This is a genomic window from Bacillus sp. HMF5848, assembly GCF_003944835.1.
Classification (GTDB): Bacteria; Bacillota; Bacilli; order Bacillales; family HMF5848; genus HMF5848.
Genome location: NZ_RWIV01000001.1, coordinates 4,368,441 through 4,390,613, shown reverse-complemented (window position 1 = coordinate 4,390,613; position 22,173 = coordinate 4,368,441). Strand labels below are relative to the sequence as shown.

General features: G+C 37.7%; 24 protein-coding genes and 1 riboswitch. Of the genes, 16 read left to right on the top strand and 8 right to left on the bottom strand.

All coding sequences use genetic code 11. The features are described 5' to 3' along the window. The first annotated feature begins 24 nt into the window (after nucleotides 1-24). Nucleotides 25-384, top strand: a complete 360-nt coding sequence (locus tag EJF36_RS20645) for a Na-translocating system protein MpsC family protein (protein WP_125908107.1) — start codon at nucleotides 25-27, stop codon at nucleotides 382-384. 123 nt (nucleotides 385-507) lie between these two features. Beyond that, entirely contained in the window at nucleotides 508-2,868 is a 2,361-nt protein-coding gene (locus EJF36_RS20640; protein ID WP_125908106.1) for an FdhF/YdeP family oxidoreductase, read from the top strand. A gap of 136 nt (nucleotides 2,869-3,004) precedes the next feature. On the opposite strand, the gene EJF36_RS20635 is transcribed toward EJF36_RS20640, so the two are convergent. Beyond that, nucleotides 3,005-3,757, bottom strand: coding sequence for a YqcI/YcgG family protein (locus tag EJF36_RS20635; protein ID WP_125908105.1), 753 nt, complete (start codon nucleotides 3,755-3,757; stop codon nucleotides 3,005-3,007). A gap of 175 nt (nucleotides 3,758-3,932) precedes the next feature. Here EJF36_RS20635 and htpG point away from each other — a divergent pair, with 175 nt between their 5' ends. The 5 genes from htpG to EJF36_RS21705 all read left to right on the top strand — a co-directional run bounded on the left by htpG (nucleotide 3,933) and on the right by EJF36_RS21705 (nucleotide 9,626). Then, nucleotides 3,933-5,816: a molecular chaperone HtpG gene (gene htpG, locus EJF36_RS20630; RefSeq protein ID WP_260471963.1), complete on the top strand. Its 1,884-nt coding sequence runs from the start codon at nucleotides 3,933-3,935 to the stop codon at nucleotides 5,814-5,816. A gap of 223 nt (nucleotides 5,817-6,039) precedes the next feature. Then, nucleotides 6,040-6,084: riboswitch (PreQ1 riboswitch) on the top strand. A gap of 67 nt (nucleotides 6,085-6,151) precedes the next feature. Beyond that, on the top strand, nucleotides 6,152-6,685 hold the full coding sequence (locus EJF36_RS20625; RefSeq protein ID WP_125908103.1) for a VUT family protein: 534 nt from the start codon (nucleotides 6,152-6,154) through the stop codon (nucleotides 6,683-6,685). Nucleotides 6,686-7,281: 596 nt separating this feature from the next. Next, nucleotides 7,282-8,436, top strand: a complete 1,155-nt coding sequence (locus tag EJF36_RS20620; protein WP_125908102.1) for an acyl-CoA dehydrogenase family protein — start codon at nucleotides 7,282-7,284, stop codon at nucleotides 8,434-8,436. Between the two features lie 171 nt (nucleotides 8,437-8,607). Then, the gene (locus tag EJF36_RS20615) at nucleotides 8,608-9,420 is read left to right on the top strand and encodes a DUF368 domain-containing protein (protein WP_125908101.1); all 813 of its coding nucleotides are present in this window, start codon (nucleotides 8,608-8,610) and stop codon (nucleotides 9,418-9,420) included. An 80-nt stretch (nucleotides 9,421-9,500) separates the two neighbouring features. Continuing rightward, nucleotides 9,501-9,626, top strand: a complete 126-nt coding sequence (locus EJF36_RS21705; RefSeq protein ID WP_221760727.1) for a DUF6254 family protein — start codon at nucleotides 9,501-9,503, stop codon at nucleotides 9,624-9,626. Nucleotides 9,627-9,697: 71 nt separating this feature from the next. On the opposite strand, the gene pepT is transcribed toward EJF36_RS21705, so the two are convergent. Next, nucleotides 9,698-10,930, bottom strand: a complete 1,233-nt coding sequence (gene pepT / locus EJF36_RS20610; protein ID WP_125908100.1) for a peptidase T — start codon at nucleotides 10,928-10,930, stop codon at nucleotides 9,698-9,700. Between the two features lie 183 nt (nucleotides 10,931-11,113). Between pepT and EJF36_RS20605 the strand changes: the two genes are divergently transcribed. The 5 genes from EJF36_RS20605 to EJF36_RS20585 all read left to right on the top strand — a co-directional run bounded on the left by EJF36_RS20605 (nucleotide 11,114) and on the right by EJF36_RS20585 (nucleotide 15,630). Beyond that, nucleotides 11,114-12,271 (top strand): M20 family metallopeptidase, encoded by a 1,158-nt coding sequence (locus EJF36_RS20605; protein ID WP_125908099.1) that lies wholly within the window; start codon nucleotides 11,114-11,116, stop codon nucleotides 12,269-12,271. Nucleotides 12,272-12,403: 132 nt separating this feature from the next. Beyond that, on the top strand, nucleotides 12,404-13,159 hold the full coding sequence (locus EJF36_RS20600; protein WP_185806991.1) for an ABC transporter substrate-binding protein: 756 nt from the start codon (nucleotides 12,404-12,406) through the stop codon (nucleotides 13,157-13,159). 36 nt (nucleotides 13,160-13,195) lie between these two features. Further along, the gene (locus EJF36_RS20595; protein WP_125908098.1) at nucleotides 13,196-13,855 is read left to right on the top strand and encodes an amino acid ABC transporter permease; all 660 of its coding nucleotides are present in this window, start codon (nucleotides 13,196-13,198) and stop codon (nucleotides 13,853-13,855) included. Further along, nucleotides 13,848-14,570: an amino acid ABC transporter ATP-binding protein gene (locus tag EJF36_RS20590; protein ID WP_125908097.1), complete on the top strand. Its 723-nt coding sequence runs from the start codon at nucleotides 13,848-13,850 to the stop codon at nucleotides 14,568-14,570. Before EJF36_RS20595 ends, EJF36_RS20590 begins: the two co-directional genes overlap by 8 nt. 298 nt (nucleotides 14,571-14,868) lie before the next feature. Then, the gene (locus EJF36_RS20585; RefSeq protein WP_125908096.1) at nucleotides 14,869-15,630 is read left to right on the top strand and encodes a MerR family transcriptional regulator; all 762 of its coding nucleotides are present in this window, start codon (nucleotides 14,869-14,871) and stop codon (nucleotides 15,628-15,630) included. 35 nt (nucleotides 15,631-15,665) lie between these two features. Here the strand turns inward: EJF36_RS20585 and EJF36_RS20580 are convergent, their stop codons facing one another. Continuing rightward, complete coding sequence (locus tag EJF36_RS20580; protein WP_125908095.1) at nucleotides 15,666-16,070, bottom strand: hypothetical protein; 405 nt, start codon at nucleotides 16,068-16,070, stop codon at nucleotides 15,666-15,668. A 187-nt stretch (nucleotides 16,071-16,257) separates the two neighbouring features. Between EJF36_RS20580 and EJF36_RS20575 the strand changes: the two genes are divergently transcribed. Both EJF36_RS20575 and EJF36_RS20570 read left to right on the top strand, forming a co-directional pair. Further along, nucleotides 16,258-16,782, top strand: a complete 525-nt coding sequence (locus EJF36_RS20575; RefSeq protein ID WP_125908094.1) for a DUF6773 family protein — start codon at nucleotides 16,258-16,260, stop codon at nucleotides 16,780-16,782. A 5-nt stretch (nucleotides 16,783-16,787) separates the two neighbouring features. Continuing rightward, a complete protein-coding gene (locus EJF36_RS20570; protein ID WP_125908093.1) occupies nucleotides 16,788-16,985 on the top strand; it encodes a helix-turn-helix transcriptional regulator in 198 nt (65 codons plus the stop codon). A gap of 113 nt (nucleotides 16,986-17,098) precedes the next feature. Here the strand turns inward: EJF36_RS20570 and EJF36_RS20565 are convergent, their stop codons facing one another. After that, complete coding sequence (locus tag EJF36_RS20565; RefSeq protein ID WP_125908092.1) at nucleotides 17,099-17,230, bottom strand: DUF4023 domain-containing protein; 132 nt, start codon at nucleotides 17,228-17,230, stop codon at nucleotides 17,099-17,101. A gap of 102 nt (nucleotides 17,231-17,332) precedes the next feature. Here EJF36_RS20565 and EJF36_RS20560 point away from each other — a divergent pair, with 102 nt between their 5' ends. Continuing rightward, entirely contained in the window at nucleotides 17,333-18,088 is a 756-nt protein-coding gene (locus EJF36_RS20560; RefSeq protein ID WP_312028278.1) for a sulfite exporter TauE/SafE family protein, read from the top strand. A gap of 122 nt (nucleotides 18,089-18,210) precedes the next feature. Here the strand turns inward: EJF36_RS20560 and EJF36_RS20555 are convergent, their stop codons facing one another. Beyond that, the gene (locus EJF36_RS20555; protein WP_125908090.1) at nucleotides 18,211-19,860 is read right to left on the bottom strand and encodes a M20/M25/M40 family metallo-hydrolase; all 1,650 of its coding nucleotides are present in this window, start codon (nucleotides 19,858-19,860) and stop codon (nucleotides 18,211-18,213) included. Between the two features lie 108 nt (nucleotides 19,861-19,968). Then, nucleotides 19,969-20,172: a hypothetical protein gene (locus EJF36_RS20550; protein WP_125908089.1), complete on the bottom strand. Its 204-nt coding sequence runs from the start codon at nucleotides 20,170-20,172 to the stop codon at nucleotides 19,969-19,971. 203 nt (nucleotides 20,173-20,375) lie between these two features. Between EJF36_RS20550 and EJF36_RS20545 the strand changes: the two genes are divergently transcribed. Further along, a complete protein-coding gene (locus tag EJF36_RS20545; protein WP_125908088.1) occupies nucleotides 20,376-20,705 on the top strand; it encodes a MerR family transcriptional regulator in 330 nt (109 codons plus the stop codon). Nucleotides 20,706-20,780: 75 nt separating this feature from the next. Here EJF36_RS20545 and EJF36_RS20540 read toward each other — a convergent pair whose 3' ends face one another. Next, nucleotides 20,781-21,302: a CBO0543 family protein gene (locus tag EJF36_RS20540; RefSeq protein ID WP_125908087.1), complete on the bottom strand. Its 522-nt coding sequence runs from the start codon at nucleotides 21,300-21,302 to the stop codon at nucleotides 20,781-20,783. Nucleotides 21,303-21,480: 178 nt separating this feature from the next. Further along, on the bottom strand, nucleotides 21,481-22,128 hold the full coding sequence (gene trhA / locus EJF36_RS20535) for a PAQR family membrane homeostasis protein TrhA (protein ID WP_125908477.1): 648 nt from the start codon (nucleotides 22,126-22,128) through the stop codon (nucleotides 21,481-21,483). Nucleotides 22,129-22,173: the final 45 nt, after the last annotated feature.

The following is a 22,173-nucleotide window of genomic DNA, read 5'->3' as shown; positions in this document are numbered from 1 at the left end:
CCCTCTCACGAATGGATGGATATCATGAATAAATATGAAGCTGAATTTAGTAATATAGTACGTTCATATCGTAAACGCCATATGGGAAAAGGGCCGAGTAAAATTTCTACTACATTTTGCAAAAACTGGGCTATATGTGAAATGGAAGGAAATCTTTCACCGGTGGAAAAGTTCATTGCTAGTGCTGAGCACGGTAAGCAAGCACTTCATGCTGCCCGTACGGAAATGGTAAAAGATATGTACCAAAAACACCCGCCTATTGAGATGGAAAAATTCTTAGGGTGTAAATTCAAGGACTTGTTTGTAGATATAGATATTGATAGGGACTTTGGGATGTCAATATTCGTTTTTGATGAAAATATTGAAGAGAAGTTTTCTAAATAAAATTAATTGGTATGGCACTTTGTAGCGATCCTGCAGAAGACTAACCACCGTTTCATACTGAAGCACAAAGCTTTAGATATAAAACGGTGGTTTTTTATTTCTAGATAAAAGGGAGTGGAAGTTATGGGAAAAACAAAGCATCAAGGCCCTATAAAAACAACCAAAACGATAATGCCTGAACATTGGGTTAGCCCGATACCATTTGGGTTAGGGAAGGTTAAACCACAACATTTTCGAGATACCATGAAAGTGGCGTTAGAGAACAGTGATAACCTAGGGTATGCTGCTAGAATCCTTACTAAAGGTGTATGTGATGGGTGTGCACTAGGTGTGTCTGGGTTATACGATCAAACATTAAAAGGCGCTCATTTATGTACAACAAGACTAAATGTATTACGCCTAAGTACAATGCCAGCAATGAAGGAAGAAATAGTCCACGCTGATATAGATGAACTTCGCCAATACAGTAGTACTGAGCTACGTAAATTGGGACGTATTCCATACCCATTAATCCGCCGTAAAGGTGAAAAGCGCTTCTCTCGTTTAAGTTGGGATGAGGCTATGACTATGATAGCTGACAAAATGAAAAAGCTAAACCCTCGTCAATATGGCTTCTACTTAACATCACGAGGCATTACAAATGAATCTTACTACGTAGCAGCAAAGGTAGCTCGTTTCTTAGGCACTAACAATATTGATAATGCATCACGTATTTGTCATTCGCCAAGCAAAACAGCTTTAAAACGTTCAATCGGTGTCGGTGCTTCAACAGCTAACTATCAAGATTGGTTCGGGACAGATGTTTTGATGTTCTGGGGAAGCGTAGCTTCTAACAGCTCACCAGTTTCAACAAAGTACATGCTTGAAGCAAAAAAGAGAGGCACAAAAATAATAGTAGTAAATCCGTATAGTGAGCCAGCTATGGATCAATATTGGGTTCCATCTAATATCGAATCGGCTTTATTTGGTACAAAAATAGCGGATGATTTCTATCAAGTTAACATTGGTGGCGATATCGCCTTTATGCACGGCATTATGAAGCATTGGTTTGACATGGAAGCAAAAGCATACGGTTCTGCCATCAACCATGAGTTTGTAAATGAGCATGTAAATCATTATGAAGAATTAAAGCAACATGTAGAGGGTATGCCATGGGATAAGATTGTTGCATCATCTGGTATTACGAAAGAACGTATTATTGAATTATCAGAGCTATTAGCGAAGAGTAAAAATGCAGTATTTGCATGGGCGTTAGGATTAACAATGCACTCATTTGCAACAGATAATATCTCCCAAGTTGCGAATCTTGCCTTATTGCGTGGGTTCTTAGGACGGAAAAATAATGGACTTATGCCATTTCGAGGTCATTCATCGGTACAAGGTTCTGGGGAGATGGGAGCTGATCCATTCGTTCTACCAGGCGGGGGATTCGAAAAGGAGAATATTGAAAGAATAGAGAAAGTGTGGGGCTTCGATATACCAAAGTGGCAAGGTGATATCGTTGGGATTACACTGGAAAACATTGTTCTTCCAGAGGACCATGAGCGCAAAATTAAGCTCTATTATTTATCTGGAGGAAACTTTCTAGAGACGATGCCCGACCCAGATTTTATAGCAGAAGCATTATCTCAGCTTGACATTCGTGTGCATCAAGATATTATCTTAAACACATCTACGCTGTTAGACGCTAAAGAGGCGGTTATTGTGTTACCGGCTAAAACACGCTATGAGCAAGAAGGTGGAGGGACTTCAACATCAACAGAACGTATGGTGTATTTCTCACCACAAATCGAAGGAAATAAAAACGAGATAAAAGAAGCACGTGCAGAATGGAAAATCTATGTCGATTTAGCAAAGCGCGTAAAGCCTGAAACAGCCCATTTAGTTGATTTTAAAACAGGTCAAGATATTCGTGATGAGATTGCTGTCGCTAATAAAGATTATGATGGTATACAGCATTTGAAAAATCAAGGAGACGTTTTCCAATGGGGTGGTGCTTGGCTATGTGAAGATGGTATTTGTCCAACACCAGATGGAAAAGGAAACTTAATTCGTGTTGAAATTCCAGACTTAGAAAAAAAAGAAGGACAGTTTATAATTACGTCACGACGCGGCAAGCAGTTTAATTCGATGGTGTATAAAAAGACAGATCCATTTAATGGTGCTGAACGATACGATGTATTAATGAACGAACTAGATGCTAAAGATTTAAGTATTGCTGAAGGTGAAGGAATCGTTGTATATAACGGTTTTGGTGTGTTCCAAGGAAAAGCAAAATTCGTTAACATTGCTCGCGGCAATCTTGAGGTTCACTTCCCGGAAGGAAACTTCTTACTACCGAGAGGGCGGTATGAAAAATACGCAGGAATGCCGGACTATAACATTACTGTTCATGTTGAAAAAGCAGACCGCTTCAACGCTCGGAAAGATGCACAATATGTAGAAAAGCAAATAGAAGATTTAGAAATGAATACTCCATCTTAACAATCATAAATGTCACCATCACCGACTGTCGGTGATGGTTTTTAATGGTCTTATTAAATCTGTTTTCTCAAGCTAAATCAAGGTCATCATTAGGTTGACCTTGATTTAGCACTTTATACATTAGCGCCTTTTGCTGCTAGTCTTTAATCTCGCTTTTCATCATTTGAGAAAAAGGACATTTTGCTGGAGTGCTTTGGTTATCTCTTAAATAGTATTGCTTCCATTCTAAATTATTTTCTTCGCCGTACCAGCTTAGAGATGGATGAGCCTCAATGTCATCATATGTTTTTAATCGGTCACGGACAGTCTGCTTTAACTTTTGACCAAGACCGGTGTCCTTATTGATCTTTTCAAACACCCAGCGCGGCTGGAAGGCTAATAGAAAACCAGGAAAATATCTGCTTCTTCTTAAAGAGTGACTTGGCGTGCTACAAAAACAGAAAAACGGTTCTCCGTTGAAACAAAATTCCCAGGAAGCATCCTCTGGCTTTGTTGATATATGTTCAGGCCATGGTTTTTCATCATAAGCTGTAAGGTTGTTGATGGTCTCCCAAAATACCTGCTCAAACTGCTGAACAGAGTAGTCCTTTAAGTCAGGTGGAGTATGAAAAAAAACGACAAGGGATGCATAGTTTCCTGTATCTCTCGAGCATTCACTATATTCCTTTAAGATGTGCGCTAACGTTTTTATAGATTGCTGTTCTCTAGGATCACCAGCAAATGCAAAACGAAGATGGTCTGATGAATATCCGATCTGGGCGGGTAAACAAGGAAACAATTGCTGTTCATCAGTAATTAATGAGTTAAACTGCTGGAAAGCGTCTTTTTGCCATAGTTCTAGAGATGTTTTCTCATCCAGTAACAAGGTCTTGGTGAGTAAGGTAGTCAAGCTTTTCCCCTCCTAAAATAACATCTAAGGTAAAGTATGTTAAAGTAAAGAAATGGGTGTCTGTCATATATAGATAACTTGACATGAAATATGGAATATGGTATCAAAAGTGATAGAGGTTAGCACTCTCGTGTTCAGAGTGCTAACGAGGATTAATAACAAAGGAGAGATTACCGTGACTGTAACTAAAAAGCAATTTCAAGCAGAATCTAAAAGACTTTTAGAAATGATGGTTAATTCTATCTACTCGCAAAAAGAAATTTTTCTTAGAGAATTAATCTCAAATGCTAGTGATGCGATCGATAAAATGTACTATAAAGCATTGAGTGATGACTCTGTTAAATTTAATAAAGAAGACTATTATGTAAAAATAGTAGCAAATAAACAAGATAGAACGTTGACAATTTCCGATACAGGAATTGGTATGACACAAGAAGAGTTAGAAGATAATCTTGGTACTATTGCAAAAAGTGGCTCGTTAGCATTTAAAAAACAAAATGAAGCGAAGGATGGCTACGACATTATCGGTCAATTTGGCGTAGGCTTTTATTCTGCCTTCATGGTTGCAGATGGGGTAACGGTCATTAGTAGAGCGTTTGGAAGTGACACAGCTTACAAGTGGGTATCAGAAGGTGTAGATGGTTACACAATTGAACCTACTGAAAAAGCGGAAGTTGGTACAGATATTATTCTTAAAATAAAAGAAAGTACTGAGGATGATTCATATGATGAGTATTTAGAAGAGAATCGTCTTAAGTCTATCGTTAAAAAGTACTCTGACTTCATTCGATATCCTATTAAAATGACTACGACTGTTCAAAAGCCGAAGGAAGGCGAAGAAAATGAGTTTGAAGAAGTCCAAGAGGATGAAACTATTAACAGCATGGTGCCAATTTGGCGTAAAAATAAAAATGAGCTAACAAAGGAAGACTATGATAATTTTTACGCGGAAAAACATTATGGCTTCGATAAACCGTTAAAGCACATACACATTAGTGTGGATGGAGCGGTGCGTTATAACGCGATTTTATATATCCCAGAAAGCACGCCATATGATTATTACACAAAGGAATATGAAAAAGGGCTAGAGTTATATTCTAGCGGTGTATTAATCATGAATAAATGTGCCGATCTACTACCAGACTACTTTAGCTTTGTAAAAGGGATGGTAGATAGTGAGGATCTATCACTTAACATCTCAAGGGAAATATTACAGCAGGACAAGCAGCTAAAGCTTATTGCGAAAAACATTAAAAATAAAATCAAAAAAGAGCTGCAAAGCCTGTTGAAAGATGATAGAGAAGCGTACAACAAATTTTATGATGCCTTTGGCCGCCAGTTAAAGTATGGCATGTACAGTGATTTCGGTACGCATAAAGAAGATTTACAAGATTTAATCATGTTCTACTCATCTACAGAAAAGAAGCTAGTCACATTAGATGAGTACGTGTCAAGAATGCCTGAAGACCAAAAGTATATTTACTACGCTACAGGTGAATCAAATGAGCGTATTGAAAAGCTTCCACAAACGGAAATGGTTGCTGATAAGGGGTATGAAATTTTATACTTTACGGATGACATTGATGAATTCGCAATCAAAATGCTTATGACTTATAAGGAAAAAGAATTTAAGTCTGTCTCAAGTGGAGATTTAGGCATTGAAGCAGATGAGAAGGAAACGAATGAACAGGAAGAAAAAGAAAACAAAGACCTATTTGCAGCTATGAAGGAAGCATTATCAGGTAAAGTCTCGGACGTACGTGCGTCGAAGCGCTTAAAAAGTCATCCTGTTTGCTTAACAGCGGACGGTGAGATTACAATTGAAATGGAGAAAATCTTAAAGGCGATGCCGAATAACGAGCATGTAAAGGCTGATAAGGTGTTGGAAATCAACGTAAACCATGATGTGTTTAATTCGCTTAAAGCTGCCTTTACATCAGATAAGGATAAATTAAATTTATATACTAATTTATTATATAATCAAGCTCTACTAATTGAAGGTTTATCTGTTGAAGATCCTGTTGAATTTACTAATGATATTTGTAAAGTGATGGTGTAATACAGGTTTAGCTCAAGTAGGAGAAAAGATAAAATCTGTCTCGAACCGTAACCGGGTGGATTGAATTGAAACATGAAAACTGCCGAAGCTAGACATCAGAGCGTCATAATGCCTGTCCCAGACAAATGGGGCAGGCATTATTTTGGTAAAAACTAATACTTTACAAATTAAAAGCATATGGTATAGTAATCTATGTTAATCAAATAACAATTCTGCTTAAAGAGCAGGAGAGGTTCTAGAAAAACCCTCTATAAAAAACTAAGGCAGCTATATCCTTAGGATGTAGTTTTTTTGTTTTTTAGAACCTCCTTTATAAAATCAAGGAGATGATTAATGTGAGAATTTTATTGTATTTAGCTGTGATTGTGTTAGCGAATGTTGTGACAGCAAAGTTCGCTCCACTACACCTTGGGGTTTTTATTATCCCTTACGGTTCATTCCTAATTGGTGCAACATTCATTTTGCGTGACCTCGTGCAAAACAAATATGGTAAGAAGAAAACGTACATGTTTATCTTTACGGCGTTAGCGCTGTCTGCCATTTCAAGTTACTTACTAGGTGACACGCTGTGGATTGTTTTTGCTAGTGCTGTTAGCTTTGCGATATCTGAAACAACAGACACGGAAATCTACTCAAGACTAAAGCTACCTATGAACATCCGTATTTTATATAGCGGTGTTGTCGGGGGCATATTAGACTCTGCAGTGTTCGTAGTCATTGGTTTATCGCCGCTTGGTGCTGGTTTTATCCCGTGGGAGGCTGTATGGATGGCTATACTTGGGCAGGTTATTATTAAAGTGAGCATGCAATTCGTGGGAGTTGGGTTACTACAACTAGCCACTATTAAAAATAAAGAACAACTAGCTTAATAGTATGTAAGAAGGCGGGCCACCGATGATGTGGCTCGTTTTTTTAGTTTGTTGTTCAGCTCATACTTTATAGGCGGTGCCTTGACTTGTTTTTGTCCTCGCCTCGCTTATATGTGGCGTAGCTAGCACCTATCGTATTCGGTGTTTATAGGGGATAGGTGTTTGTATTTGGTATACGGTATCCGTATTTGTACTGCGTTAAAGGCCAAAACAGGTCATAAACGTATTTGTATTTTCGTTAAAGGCCATAACAGGTCATAACCTGTTGGAATGGCCAGTTAATTAGTCGATACATGCCGAAATATGTCGGTACCACGTACCGACACGGTTCGACGAATTTCAAACCGCTGATATGTAAGGGTTTTTAGCAGTGGTCAAATGGCCGGTACCACGTACCGACAAAAATCAGCAAAATTCCCCACCATCTGACATGCAAAACGATAACTCTTTCGTTGCAAATCAGCGGTAAGACACGTAAACATCAACCCGCAGAACACATAACAGCGATGCATATCACTCCGAATCCCACTCTTACCTGTGACATAGCCCTTCATCTTCTTATATAATGACCATATACGAAAGGAAGGTGCGAACGGTTGCAGCATACATTTGTTCGAAATGATAAGGAAGAACAGCTTGTGGCTCTTGCAGCTGAATTAGCTAATGACTTTGCAGGTCGTGCAGATACAATTGATCGTGAGGGAGTGTTCCCTTTTGAAAATATTGAAAAACTAAAACAAGCGGGTTACACCAAACTGACTGTTCCGAAAGAGTATGGCGGAGAAGGAATATCTTTATATAAAATGATTTTGTGCCAAGAGAGGCTAGCGCAAGGGGACGCGTCAACGGCGCTTTCCATCGGTTGGCATGTAGGAATTTTATTAGATTTAGCCGAAAAGCGACCGTGGCAGGAGTATACTTTTAAAGAAGTATGTGAAGCTGTTGTTGAGCAAAAGGCATTACTGAACAGTGCTGTATCAGAAAAAGCTACAGGGAGTCCGACAAGAGGGGGGAAGCCTGGAACAACAGCAGTTAAAAAGGGACGCTCATGGGTAATAAACGGTCGAAAAACTTTTACTACTATGTCGCCTGTTCTCGATTACTTCATTGTAGTGGCAACGATTCAAGACACCGGTGAAGTGGCTCAGTTTTTAGTAAAAAAAGGAGCGAACGGATTGCAAATTGATGAAACGTGGGACACGATGGCCATGAGAGGAACAGGAAGCCATGATGTTGTCTTGCAGAATGTAACGGTCCCTGAGGAACACCTTTTACAAGTTCTCGATAAGACTAAAAAACAAGATGCTAGTGGCTGGCTTCTTCATATTCCTGCATGTTATATGGGTGTTGCACTAGCTGCAAGAGAGTATGCTGTAAAGTACGCTAACAGTTATTCGCCAAATAGTATATCTGGAACGATAAGTGAACTACCGAACATTCGGAGTCTAATAGGTACTATGGAGCTTGAAATTATGCAAGCACGCCATTTTATGTACGCGGTAGCAGACCGATGGGATCAGCAGCCGGAGCAAAGACATATAATGCATTCTGAATTAGGAGCGGTTAAGCATGCGGTAACCAATACAGCCTTATCTGTTGTGGACAAAGCGATGCGCATTGTTGGGGCACAAAGCTTGTATCAATCAAACCCGTTGCAACGCTACTATCGCGATGTACGGGCCGGGTTACACAACCCGCCTATGGACGATGCGGTTATTTCGATGCTTGCTAAAAACGTGCTAAATAATTAAATGCTACCATGCAAAAGCGGATGACATGTTTCACTGACATCCGTTTTTGAGGGTGGCTAAGACAGAGCCATCTATTTAAAAATAATATTGTTGTTATATTTCATAAGACAAGCTAGTATAAGTTAATGTAGAATGTAACTTTTTAATTGTCATAAAGGAGTAGCTAATGCTATGGAATGGAAAAATATTTTTAGAGGCTTTGTAATGGGGATTAGTGATTTAATTCCCGGAGTAAGTGGAGGCACACTCGCGGTTGTTTTAGGCATATATGATCAGTTGTTAGAGTCAATTAGCGGTGTTTTCAGCAAGGACTGGAAGCGTCATGTTAGTTTTTTGTTCCCTCTTGGGGTGGGTGTTGGCTTAGCGTTAGTTTTACTAAGTAAACTCATTGAATACTTACTTGAATATCATTATGAACCAACACAATTTTTCTTTATTGGCCTTATCATAGGTGTTATACCGCTTATTACAAAACGCGCGAACGTAAGACAGAATTTTAAAATGAGCCATATTCTTGTTCTGTTGTTAGCAGCTTTGTTAGTTGCGTCGATGGCGTTTACAAAGCCTGATAAATCTGCTGATCCAATTACCACTTTAACACTGCTAACTGTCTTGGGGCTTTTTTTCTCTGGTTGGTTAGCAAGTATGGCTATGCTGTTACCGGGAATAAGCGGTTCGTTTGTACTCCTACTTTTAGGTGTATATCCTACTGCCATTTATGCTTTATCTAACTTCGATCTCCCTATTATAGCCACGATCGGAGCGGGAGTTATAGCTGGTTTTGTTTCAAGTAGTAAAGGAATAAGCTATATGCTAAAGCATTATCCGCATGTAACGCATGCAGTTATTCTTGGGTTAATTATTGGATCGGTATTTGTTGTATTCCCAGGAGTCGTATCAGGTTTGCAGCTCATTATTAGTGTTGTAACCTTGGTGGTAGGCTTTGTTACAGCCGTTGCCCTCGGTTCAACAGCAAAGAATTAAAATCTATATACTCTTTCGAATAGGAGATCTGTTTAAGTAAATAATAAAATGGAATCCTACAAAAGAAAGAGTGAAATGTTATGACAAAGCAAAAACAAACGAAAGAGCGTCTGTGGGAACAGCGAAAACAAAATCAAGATCCTCACGGAAAAGTAAAATCTTTTAGTGAATTAGCAGCGGAAGCTGGAAAAAAAGGTGAAAAATAATCCGAGAGCGAGCATGCTCTCGGATTTTTTAATGTAGAAATTCATTGCAACTTCATGTCGTAACCTACTACTTATGCACGTTCTTCAAACAATCTACATACCTCAACAATAACCTGTGTTGCTTTTTCCATGTTATCAACGGAAATATATTCAAATTTACCGTGAAAGTTTTCCCCACCTGTAAAAATATTAGGTGTGGGCATGCCCATATAGGAAAGCTGTGAACCGTCCGTTCCACCTCGAATAGGTTCGATAATAGGTTCGATATTTAAAGACTTCATCGCATCATATGCAATATCAACGACTTCTTTAACAGGCTCAATTTTTTCACGCATATTATAATATTGGTCGTTCAATTCTAGGTTGATGACGCTCTCTCCATATTTGTGCTGTAAATCTGCCACAATGCGTTGAATTGTTTCTTTTCTATTATTAAAAGACTCTCTATTAAAATCACGAATAATATAGTATAGCTTTGTTTGCTCTACATCCCCTTGGAAGCTAATAAGGTGATAAAAGCCTTCATATCCTGATGTATACTCAGGTGCTTCATCAGCAGGAAGTTTACTATGTAACTCCATAGCAATTTTGGCTGAATTTATCATTTTCCCTTTTGCAGTACCAGGATGAACGTTATTGCCACTAATAGTGATTTTTGCTTCAGCCGCATTAAAGCTTTCATATTGCAGCTCTCCAAGTGGACCGCCATCGACTGTATAAGCTACCTTTGCGCCAAATTCCTCCACGTTAAACTTGTGAGGCCCACGACCAATCTCTTCATCTGGCGTAAAGGCTACACGAATGTTTCCATGCTTAATGCTAGGGTTTTGTATTAAGTAAGCCATCGCAGTCATAATTTCCGCAATACCAGCTTTATTATCAGCGCCTAATAATGTTGTGCCATCTGTTGTGATAAGAGTATGCCCTTTATAACGAGTTAGCTCTGGATATTCATTAGGTGATAAAACTACATTTATTGCTTCATTTAAAACGATATTCCCACCGTCATATTGTTCAACAATCTGAGGCGAGACGTTTTTCCCTGTAAAATCTGTTGCTGTGTCAAGATGTGCTAAGAAGCCAATGGTCGGCACGTCCTTAAGAGTATTTGCTGGCAGTGTGGCCATAACATAGCCATTGTCATCCATTGATACATCCTGCATACCAATTTCCTTCAGTTCAGTCACTAACTGCTTAGCAAGGGTAAGCTGTCCTTCGGTGGATGGGCAAGTCATGCTGTCAGCATTTGATTGCGTATCAATCTTTGCATAAGCAGTTAAACGTTCTATTAATTCCTTCTTCATATGTTTCAGCTCCCAACATTAATCATGAACTAATTAAGTATAGTGCAATAAATAATTTTCTAGCAATTTTGATTATATTACTTTCATTATCATTTGAAAAATAGAATATAAAGGTGTATATTTATTGGAAAATGTATATTTATACGATTGCATATTTATAAATGGTTTAAGAGGAGGATTATCATGAAAGACGAGTTACAATCTCATATTAAAGATATACAAGAAAAGCTTTGGGCTATTAGTGAACAGATGTTTCACAATCCTGAACTAGGTGACCAAGAATTTGAATCTATGAAGCTTCTTGTGAATATATTACAAGAGCATAACTTTAAAGTGGACACGAATATTGTTAACAGACCAACTGCGTTTAAGGCAGTCTATGATAGTGGGAAAGAAGGCCCTACTATAGCGTTTTTAGCAGAGTATGATGCCCTTCCTGGTGTCGGTCATGGTTGTGGTCATAATTTAATAGGAACGATGAGCGTGGGAGCGGGTATTACGTTGAGTAAGTTGCTTTCAGAAACAGGAGGAACTGTTGTAGTGCTAGGAACTCCTGCTGAAGAAACGAATGGTGCGAAGGTTCCGATGGCTGAGCAAGGCATTTTTGATAATATCGACGCCGCTCTTATTGTTCATCCGGCAGATGAGTCATATGAAAGTGGAGATTCATTAGCTATGGATGCTCTTCAATTCACCTTTTACGGTAAATCTAGTCATGCCGCAGCATCTCCAGAAGAAGGCATTAATGCCCTTGATAGTGTTATACAGTTATTCAATGGAGTGAATGCACTAAGACAACATGTCACAACAGACGTACGTATACATGGCATCATCAAAGAAGGAGGCGTTGCTGCGAATGTAGTTCCGGATAAGGCTGTTGCACAATTTTATGTGCGAGCAAAGGATCGAGAGTACTTAAACAGTGTCGTAGAAAAAGTGAAGCAAATTGCAGAAGGTGCGAGTCTCATGACGGGTGCGAAGCTAGAAACGGAGAATTATGAATTAAGCTATGACAATATGGTAACAAATATAGTGTTATCCAAAGCATTTACCGAAAATCTTCTTCAAACAGGTATTAAAAAAGTACATTCGGCGAAAATGTCTTACGGTTCTATTGATATGGGGAATGTTAGTCAAAAAACGCCTGCTATTCACCCGTATATTGGTTTCGACGTTCCCGGTTTAACTGCTCATACAAAAGAATTTGCGAATACTACTATTTCTGAAAAAGGGCAAACAACGCTTGTGCGTGGAGCATTAGCCTTAGCGATGACAGGATTTGACCTCATAACAAATACTGAGTTAATGCAGTCTGTTAAGGACGAATTTCATAATATGTAAAACAATGTCGAATAATTATACAAAATACTAGTATATTTTTTTATAAAAATATATTTCATTTAAATTATTTATGTGTTAATATACATATTAATGAATAAATATAAAAGATTTAATTCAAGGGGGATATATATTATGAAAAAAATGCTGTTATTAATGGTTATGGCACTTGCTGTTGTAGGACTAGCTGCTTGCGGAGGTGCGGCAGAAGAAGAGAAGAAAGTACTGAAAATGGGTACATCTGCAGACTTTGCTCCGTTTGAATCACGTGATGCAGAAGGTAACTTCATTGGCTTTGATATTGAGTTAGCGCAGTACATTGCTGATGAGCTTGGCTATGAATTAAAAATAGAAGATATGAAATTTGACGGTTTAATCGGTGCGTTACAAACGAATCGTGTCGATATGGTATTAGCGGGAATGTCGGCAACAGATAAGCGTAAGCAAAATGTAGACTTCTCTAATCCATATAATCATTCTGGTGAAATGTTCGTAACTTTATCAGATTCACCTATTAAATCTATCGAAGACTTAAATGGAGTTATGTTAGGGGTTCAGCTTGGAACAATCCAAGAAGAGGGCGCAGAGAAAATCAATGAGCAATATGATTTTGAGATTAAAAAGGTAGATAACGGTACAACATTAATTCAAGAGCTTATGTCAAACCGTATTGATGTTGCTTATATGGACAAAGCTGTTGCTGAAGGATATATTGCTGAGCAAAACTTAGCAGGTTTTGATGATCCAACATCAAGTTCACCAGGTATGGCGGTTGCTTTTCCTAAAGATAGCGAGCTTGTTGAAAAAGTAAATGATATTCTTGCTAAAGCCGAAGAAAATGGCAAGCTTGAAGAGTTAAAGAATAAATGGTTAAGCGAAGAACAACAATAAGGACGGGAATTCTTATAGAGAAATGAGGTGTAAGGCATGAATTTGGATTTTAGCCAAATCGTGCCTTATATTCCTTTTATGCTAAAAGGAATATGGGTGACGTTACAGTTTGTTATAGTCTCAATTATATTTGGATTTATATTAGGAACGCTTCTATCTCTTTTGAAAATTAGTAAGATAAAGGCGTTAAATTGGTTTGCGGATGCTTATACATCTATTTTTCGTGGCACGCCGCTTATTTTACAATTGATGATTATTTATTTTGCTATTCCCCAGCTAACGGGGTATGACATTCCAGCATTTTTATCTGCCGTACTTGCGTTTGGCTTAAACTCTGCTGCCTATGTGTCAGAAATTATTCGTGCAGGTATTCAAGCGGTTGATAAAGGGCAAACTGAAGCTGCATTAGCGTTAGGTGTACCATACCGTCAAATGATGATGGATATAATTTTACCGCAGGCTTTAAAAAATATTTTACCGGCACTTATGAATGAATTTATAACACTTACGAAAGAATCAGCAATTGTATCAACGATAAGTTATCTTGACTTAATGAGGCGCGCTCAAGTTGTTGGTGCTGATATTTATCGTAATTTTGAGCCGTTGTTATTTGTTGGATTTATATATTGGTGCTTAGTAATGGGATTAACAGTGATCGGTAGAGTGCTGGAACGGAGGTTGAGAAAAGGTGATTAAGGTAGAGAATTTATATAAAAAATTCGGTAAAAATGAAGTGTTAAAAGATATAACAACCTCTATCGGCAAAGGAGAAGTAGTGTCTATTATTGGACCGTCTGGATCTGGAAAATCCACTTTTCTCCGTTGTATCAATCTCCTCGAACAACCAACAAGTGGACGAGTTATTGTGAATGATATAGATTTGACAGATAAAAAAGCAAATATCATGAAGGTTCGCGAACACATTGGCATGGTCTTTCAACACTTTCATTTATTTCCTCATATGTCTGTTCTCGAAAATTTAACATACGCTCCTGTTAAGGTAAGAGGTATGAATAAGCAGGAAGCAGAAGTGAAAGCCCGTGAATTACTAGCAAAAGTAGGACTCTCTGATAAAGAAGAGGCGTATCCAAGTAGCTTATCTGGTGGACAGAAGCAACGTGTAGCAATCGCGCGTGCGTTAGCAATGGAACCGGATTTAATGCTATTTGACGAACCAACTTCTGCGCTTGACCCAGAAATGGTGAAAGAGGTATTGGATGTTATGCGTGACTTAGCGGAATCCGGTATGACGATGGCAATTGTGACGCACGAAATGGGATTTGCTAGAGAAGTAGCTGATCGTGTCATATTTTTAGACCAAGGCATGCTAGTGGAAGAAGGAGACCCACAGGAATTCTTCAAAAGCCCAACAACAAAACGTGCGCAGGAATTTTTAGAAAAGGTATTATAAACAGAGATGTCTTTAGGGCATCTCTGTTTTCTATTGTAAAACGTTTTTTGCTAGTTGACTTTTACTCGGGGTTTAACCATTCTTCTTGTGTTCTTTTAAATGATTTTTATCTGTATCGGTCAACTTTAAGTCTCCGTGTCGATTTCACTCGATTTTCCTTTTACAAGCACAACATTAGCACAACATTAAAACGCCCTCCTATTTCTGCTTGCGAATGTATAAAAAACATATTGACTCTCACGTTGCGTGATAGTTTATCGTTAGTGTATAAACATGAGAAGCGAGGTGATTAAAGGCTATGGGATATAAGGTGAAAGAGGTAGCAGACTTGGTGGGAATAAGCGTACGAACATTACATTATTATGATCAAATTGATTTATTGTCACCTAAATACGTAACAGATTCGGGATACAGAATTTATACCGATGAGGACCTTGAGATGCTACAACAAATTTTGTTTTTTAAAGAACTAGACTTTAGCTTGCAAGATATCAAAGAGATTCTAGAGAGTGAGCATTTTGATAGAATGCATGCATTACAAGCACATAAACTGATGCTTCTGGAAAAATACAAACGTCTAGCAACTATTATAGAAACGGTTGAAAAAACAATAGCAACCTATAGAGGAGGAACAACAATGTCAAATAAGGAAAGATTTGAAGGGTTTAATATGGCAAAACTCGAGGAACACCGAGGAAAGTATGTTGAAGAAGTGCAACAGAAATATGGAAATACAGACGCTTATAGAGAGAGTCAACAGAAAACATCGACGTATTCGCAAGAGGACTGGGTGAGGATAACAAAGAAAGGAAATGACATTTATAAAGAGATTGCGGAACAAATGGATAAGGGTCCTACTCATCCTGATGTGCAAGCACTAATAGCTTCTTATCGTCAGTATATTACGGATAACTTCTATAATTGTACGCCGGAAATATATCGTGGATTAGCGGATATGTATATAGTGGATGAGCGTTTTGCGAAAAATATTAACAAAGCACATGAAGGGTTAGCCCAATTTTTAAGCGAAGCAATACATGCATATTGTGATGCGTTATAACGAAAAAACGGCGACCTATTGTGGGTCGCTGTTTGCTAGTTTAGCTTCTGTATGGATTCTAGACCGGCAAAAGTCCAATTTGAGAAATTTATACCCTCTTTTGTTTCTTCAACAACTGAGATGGTTTTAAATTTTTCACCATCATAATCATACACAAGAGTAACCTGGACGGTACCCTCCACTTTAGTCTCACTATCAGTGTTGATATCTAACACCTCGAAGCTTTGCTCTGTTAAATTCAACTCGTTCGGTGACACTGTTACACCCTCTGTTTCTTCGATAAATGCAACAACATCGTTAGATATTTCCGTATGCGTAACTTTATATATTTCCTCTTGATTAGTCGTTAGCATCACTCTAATAGATAACACAACGATAATGATAAACCCGATACCAAGGTAAATGTTACGATACTTTGATTCTAAAATTGCTTTGAACATACATATCACCTCACGAAAGCTTGTTTCTAAAATCTTAATTTAATTATTATACTGCTTGGATAAAAAGTCAAAGAATCTCCTTTTAGACATACGCGTGCAATATTTACATTACTTTATGTAATATATATATTGCATTTAGTAAAATATATTGTATAATAGTGGTAAAGAAACAAGGAGGTAGAGCGTTATGAAGCTATTTCAAAGACGTAATCAAAATATTAAAGATGAGAGAATTGAAAATCTAAAAAACAAAGTGTACCGTGAAATGTTTACGGTTGTGACGATTATTTGTGGTTTTTCTATGGCACTAAAGCTTTTTTTTATTGGGCTTCATGCAAATGTTACAACGGAGATACTAGTGCTTATTCTGCCGGGTTTATACTATTTGCTGCGCATCACAAAACTCGGGATATATTCAGAAGAGATAGAGATGCATGACCAAAAAAGTAAACTGTCTATTTCAGTCAAAAATATCGTTTATGCACTCGCTATTGGTATAGTTCTAGGGGTAGGGTTTGGATTAAGAGCGGCAATCATGGATGCTAGTACAACTGGTGAGGCAGTGTATTACTTTGTGCTTGTATTCGTTGCGACGCTAATGATTTACGTCCCTATAATTGCCTTTACTGCTACATTAATTCATGTCGCCGCTAAAAGAAAAAGTGAGCAAATGATTAATGAAAATCTAGAAGATCAAGATAAAAAGTGGTGAGAGCGATGGGGAAAAATATTAAGTTAAAAATGGCCCGGACAGAAAAGGATTTATCTCAAGAGGAACTGGCAAAATTAGTCGGCGTTACAAGACAAACAATAGGGCTCATTGAATTAGGTAAATACAATCCGACTTTAAGCTTATGTATTGCCATATGCAAAGCTCTATCAAAAACGTTAGATGATTTATTTTGGGGAGAATAACAGGGGGACAAAACGATCCCCCCTATATGTTTTATAAGCTTTTACCACGAATCAAGCTAACAACGTCGTTGCGAGTTAGGTTGTAAAGCCTCCCAAAGAGGCAAGTGCTGTTCTTATACGCCTTGACTATGCTGCTTGTTTGGTAATTTTTGATTTGGATTATGCTTTCCTTGATGCTCTCTATTTTTTTCATCCTTCTTTTGTGTATCGTGTATTTTTTCAACAAATTCATGTGTACTCTCCATGTATATATCCCTCCTAAAGATCTTTCTCAAGTATTTTCACCAAGTTTCTTCAAAAAGATGTGTGACAATACCCTCCTATCACGGTACGATATGTGTAAAGAGGTGATAACACTGTTTGAATTGTCGTTACTCAGTTGGATAGTGATAATATTTTGTGCCATGCTTATTGGCTTTACGAAGACAGGAATTGCAAGTTTAGGAATTTTTGTTGTAACCATATTAATGTTCATTTTTCCGGCTAAAGCATCAGTCGGTATTTTATTACCCATGCTAATTGTAGGAGATATCTTTGCTGTTATTTATTATCGTAGAAAGGTTGTATGGCGATACTTATTTTCTTTAGTGCCGTGGGTGCTAGTGGGGATTGCGTCGGGCTATCTTTTACTTGACGTAATTAATAGCGAGCAGTTAAAGCCACTCATTGGTGCGCTCGTTCTTATTTTAATCACTTTACACGTGTTGCGCGATCGTTTAGGGGATAGATTTACTAAGATGCTTCCGAAATCGAAAGTGTTCACAGTGGTTATGGGGGCTTTAGCAGGATTTACGACAATGATAGGTAATGCGGCTGGGGGCATCATGTCCATTTATTTATTAATGAAGCAGCTGCCGAAGCAAGAGTTTATAGGAACGGCAGCATGGTTTTTTCTTTTTGTTAATTTAATAAAGGTGCCCTTATACATACAGCTTGATTTAATCACGTTTGACTCCATGCTATTCAACCTGAAGCTCATTCCAGCTATTGTTGTTGGTGCTATAATTGGAATTCGATTGCTACCTTATATTCCACAAAAAGTATTCCAAGCCCTCATTTTAATTTTTTCAGCCATTGGTGGTTTGAGATTGTTAATAGGATAAGAAAAACACCGATTGGCAAGCCTTAATGCGGAGACAGAGGCGTAGTTACACTTATGCATTAGGAAAGTATAAACTTTTCTTAAAAGCTAAAAAAGAAGAGGCTGAAATTACAGCCTCTTTCGCTATGTTAAAATGCCGTCGATAACTTTTTTCGTTAGGTTTGGAACGATCTCTAAAGAATAAGTCATTTCCATGCGTTCTAACTTTTTGTGAGCATCCATACCATAGGGACCGATATTAATAACCGGCACATTTATATCACGAATTTGCTCATAATTTACAACGTGCTTAGTACCCCATCCAGGGTTATTTTTAGTAACAGCATCAATCCCTTGCTTATCATCACTTAACGCAACAAAGCTCATATCAGAAATATAAGGGAAGAAACTTCGTGTTACAATAGGGTGTTTATAAAATGGTTGCATTGCTTCAACAGCATCATCTAAGGCCTGGATCAATGTTAATTCCTCGGCTGTTTTTCCACTAATTTCGATGCGCGGTGAATATAAAGATGAATAAAAAATAATAATCGCTGGACTTTTATTTTTCATCCATTGCCAAGCCTCTTCCACCACTTTTGCAGCAAACATTCTTGTATCTAACGATTCATCATACATAAGGTCCTCTTTAAAGCTGTTCATGTGTGTCGTGTACATATCACCATACTCATCTATCAGAAGCTGTTCCATTTCTTCATACGTATAAACGCGAGGCTCCCACTGGTATGGCGTTGCAACATCTCCGCTGAGAGTAGCATATTGCTTGGCTCTTTCGTTAAATTCGTTGAGTGCATTGTTAAAGGCAATAGAAGCCTGTTCTTTTAAAAGTGAAAGTACGTCTTTAGGAGACCATGAATGTATAAAAAAGTTGTAATAAACATAAGCTGCAAGCGCCGTTTGCACGGAGTATGTCGGCTTTAAATCAGTCTGCTTTAAAGAAACCGGAGGTACAGTTATTTCACCATGCGCTTCATCGCATAGGTCAGTATTATAGTTTATTTGTTTAGTTAATTCAGCTGCAATAAAGTTTGGATCTATCCCTTCAAAGCAAGACCCCACATGCGTCTCAGAGCCTGTTATGAAAAATGAAGGCAGTAATTTCCCGACAGTTCCTTTGTATATATAGCGGTTCGTATCTCCCTCGAAACGAGGTGCAACAAAATCCGCATTAATAGCTGCAACATAGTGAAAGTTATGTTCATGTTGCCATTGCTTTAATGTGGAAAGTGCAGATAAAATGCCATGTGAACTGTCTTCCTCATCGCATTCAGATAAAAAAACGATATTCCCATCTAACTCCTCAGGGTGTTCGGAATAATATTTTAAAAGATATAGATGGCTAGCTACACCACTTTTCATATCTAACACACCTCGGCCAAACAACCAATCCCCTGATTGTAAATGCTCTTTTGCATTATCAGGTATAATGTCATGTTCTAAAGCGGCCATTAATTCATCCGGTGAGCAAGCAATGTCTTTCAATTGAGTGAAATCGTCGATACCAACTGTATCCATATGCCCCATTAAAATCACAGTGCGATTGCTGTTTCCTTTTTTTCCTTTTACAAACGCTAAAACATTATATCTTTCATGAATGTCATCCTTTGTTTCGTGTAAAGCAACGTAACTGGGGTTTTCAATAAAGTACGGAAAAGAAGAAATAAGTGTAAATAATGAGTGCGCCATAACTTTTTCGCCGTCAGTATTCACAACACTTTCTATATGAACAAGTTGTTTAGTTAGTGCAAGAACCTCATCGCGACATGAAAGCATGAAAATACCCCTTTTTTCTAGTAAAGTGTTATTGTATTAAAATCTATATGATGTATTTGTATTCGTCAAGGGGGAATGAAACTCCTGAAGTCTGCAGGTAAGCTTAACTTAACGCTGTACGTTGTTTTGGTAATAACGTAGAATATCAAAAGCTCTATGTCCAGCATGACTCAGAAGCTGCTCCCACATTTGATCTCGCACAATATCTAACATAATAATTGCGTGCGCTATTTCAGGCGCTGTTTGTTTATGTTCAATTAGTGATAGCCAATCATTTTTTTCGAGGAATTCGTTAAGGTTGTCAGTCTCCATAAAGTTCACTCACCCTTTGCTTTTTTAACAGTGTAGCTATCATCCGGAAATTATTCATCTGTTTTGTAAGAATGTTTAACATAGTTATTTTAAAAATATGTATTTCATGTAAGAAAATATAACATAAGTAATGCGTTATCCCCCTTTAAAAGTATATAATGTTTATAAAACTATAAACGAACAACACAGCTAGGGGTGAAACTGTGGAAAGTGAGGCTTCGTATAAAAAGAGAAAAGTGATTTCAATTGGAGTTGTCAGTCAGTTAACCGGACTAACAGAAAGGCAAATTCGTTATTATGAAGAAAGACAATTGATTTTTCCAGAAAGAACAGAAAAAGGAAACCGTTTATACTCCTTCTTCGATGTAGAACAGCTCATTGCAATTGCGAACAAGCGTGAGGATGGTGTAAGCACACAAGAGATTAAGCAGGAATTTTCAAATGAGCATAGTCATAACAGTAAGTACAGAGCAAGAAATAATGAATTAAAAGGGCAAATTCAAGCACATTTTAATAAAAAAAATAAATATTAAAGTAATAAGGGGCAGCTGCCAGTTTAAGCATAGATCAACTCTCCACAATACTAACCACTCTAAACTTGCCCCGTTTCATCGATCCTCAACCGGTATATGTACAGGTACATCAAACAACCAAATCCAAACAAATGCAATGGGGACGGATAGGACTAATGCTAACAATGGTTTTTTTGAGAATAATCTAAGCATAGGGAACATTAAAATGTCGAAGATGGCAGACCATACAAGGTTCCAGCCATATTTGTAAAGTATTCCATTTGTGAATACTAATATGAGCTCAACGAAAACATATATCGAGACCCATGCCAAATAGTGTTTAAATACTTTCCAACGTGTCTCGTTTTCGGGATATCTTGCTAAAAACATAAGTGCTGTTAGCGGAAAAGTAATAAATGTGTATAGCATCTCTGTTAAGGTATGATTTGATAAAGTATCCGGGTTTAATCGCCATAAAAAGTAACTAGCGCATAAAAAATTATACGTTAAGTTCCCAACGGCAAAATACATCATTGTCGGGAAATATGTTTCCCACTTCCGCCAATCTCCTCTAATCCAAACGGCTATTATTGAAATAATCGCTAGTGCTACATGCAAATTATATCGTTCCTTTTAAATTGTTTTATTTGTTTGCAAATCCATATATTGCAAATAAAAAGTGTGACTAACTCTAATAACTCATAATTTATCGTCTTTATACATGAACCTCTTTCAGTATAGTCTTTGTACATAATTGTCTGAGCATACAAAAAAGATGTAGCAAGAAGCTACATCTTTAAAGAACAAAATAATATATACAGAAGTAATGAGCCAAACTACCTAAAAGGATAAATATGTGAAATATCTCATGAAATCCAAGGTGTTTAAAGTTTAAAAAGTTTGGCTTGAGCCAATATATGACGCCACCTATTGTATAAATAACACCACCAAAGACTAGAAGCATTACACCATTAAATGTTAGCTTAGCTGCTAGAGGTGACATAAAGAAGACCGCGATCCAGCCCATAGCAATATATAACATGGTAGAGAGCCATCTCGGACAATGAAACCAGACCATCTTGAAAAGCACGCCGAAAGTAGCGATACTAACAACAATGGAGAATAGTATCCACCCAGTGGTACCTTGAAGACTAATTAAGCTAAAAGGTGTATATGTACCCATGATTAATATGAAAATCATAGAGTGGTCTAGACGTCTTAATATAGAGATAACCTTATCTCTAGCTATTATCATGTGATATGTAGCAGAAGCTGAGTACAATAAAATCATACTAATGCCAAATATAGTGACAGCTGTAATAGCAAGAGCAGATTGTGTGGTTATCGACGCTTTTATCACTAAAGCAATTAAACCGATGCAAGCTAAAATAGCGCCTGCTAAATGTGTAAATCCATTAATAGGTTCACGAACAAACTGCTTAATATCCACTAATCAAACACCCCTTACGATATCATGTAGTTATTGTTA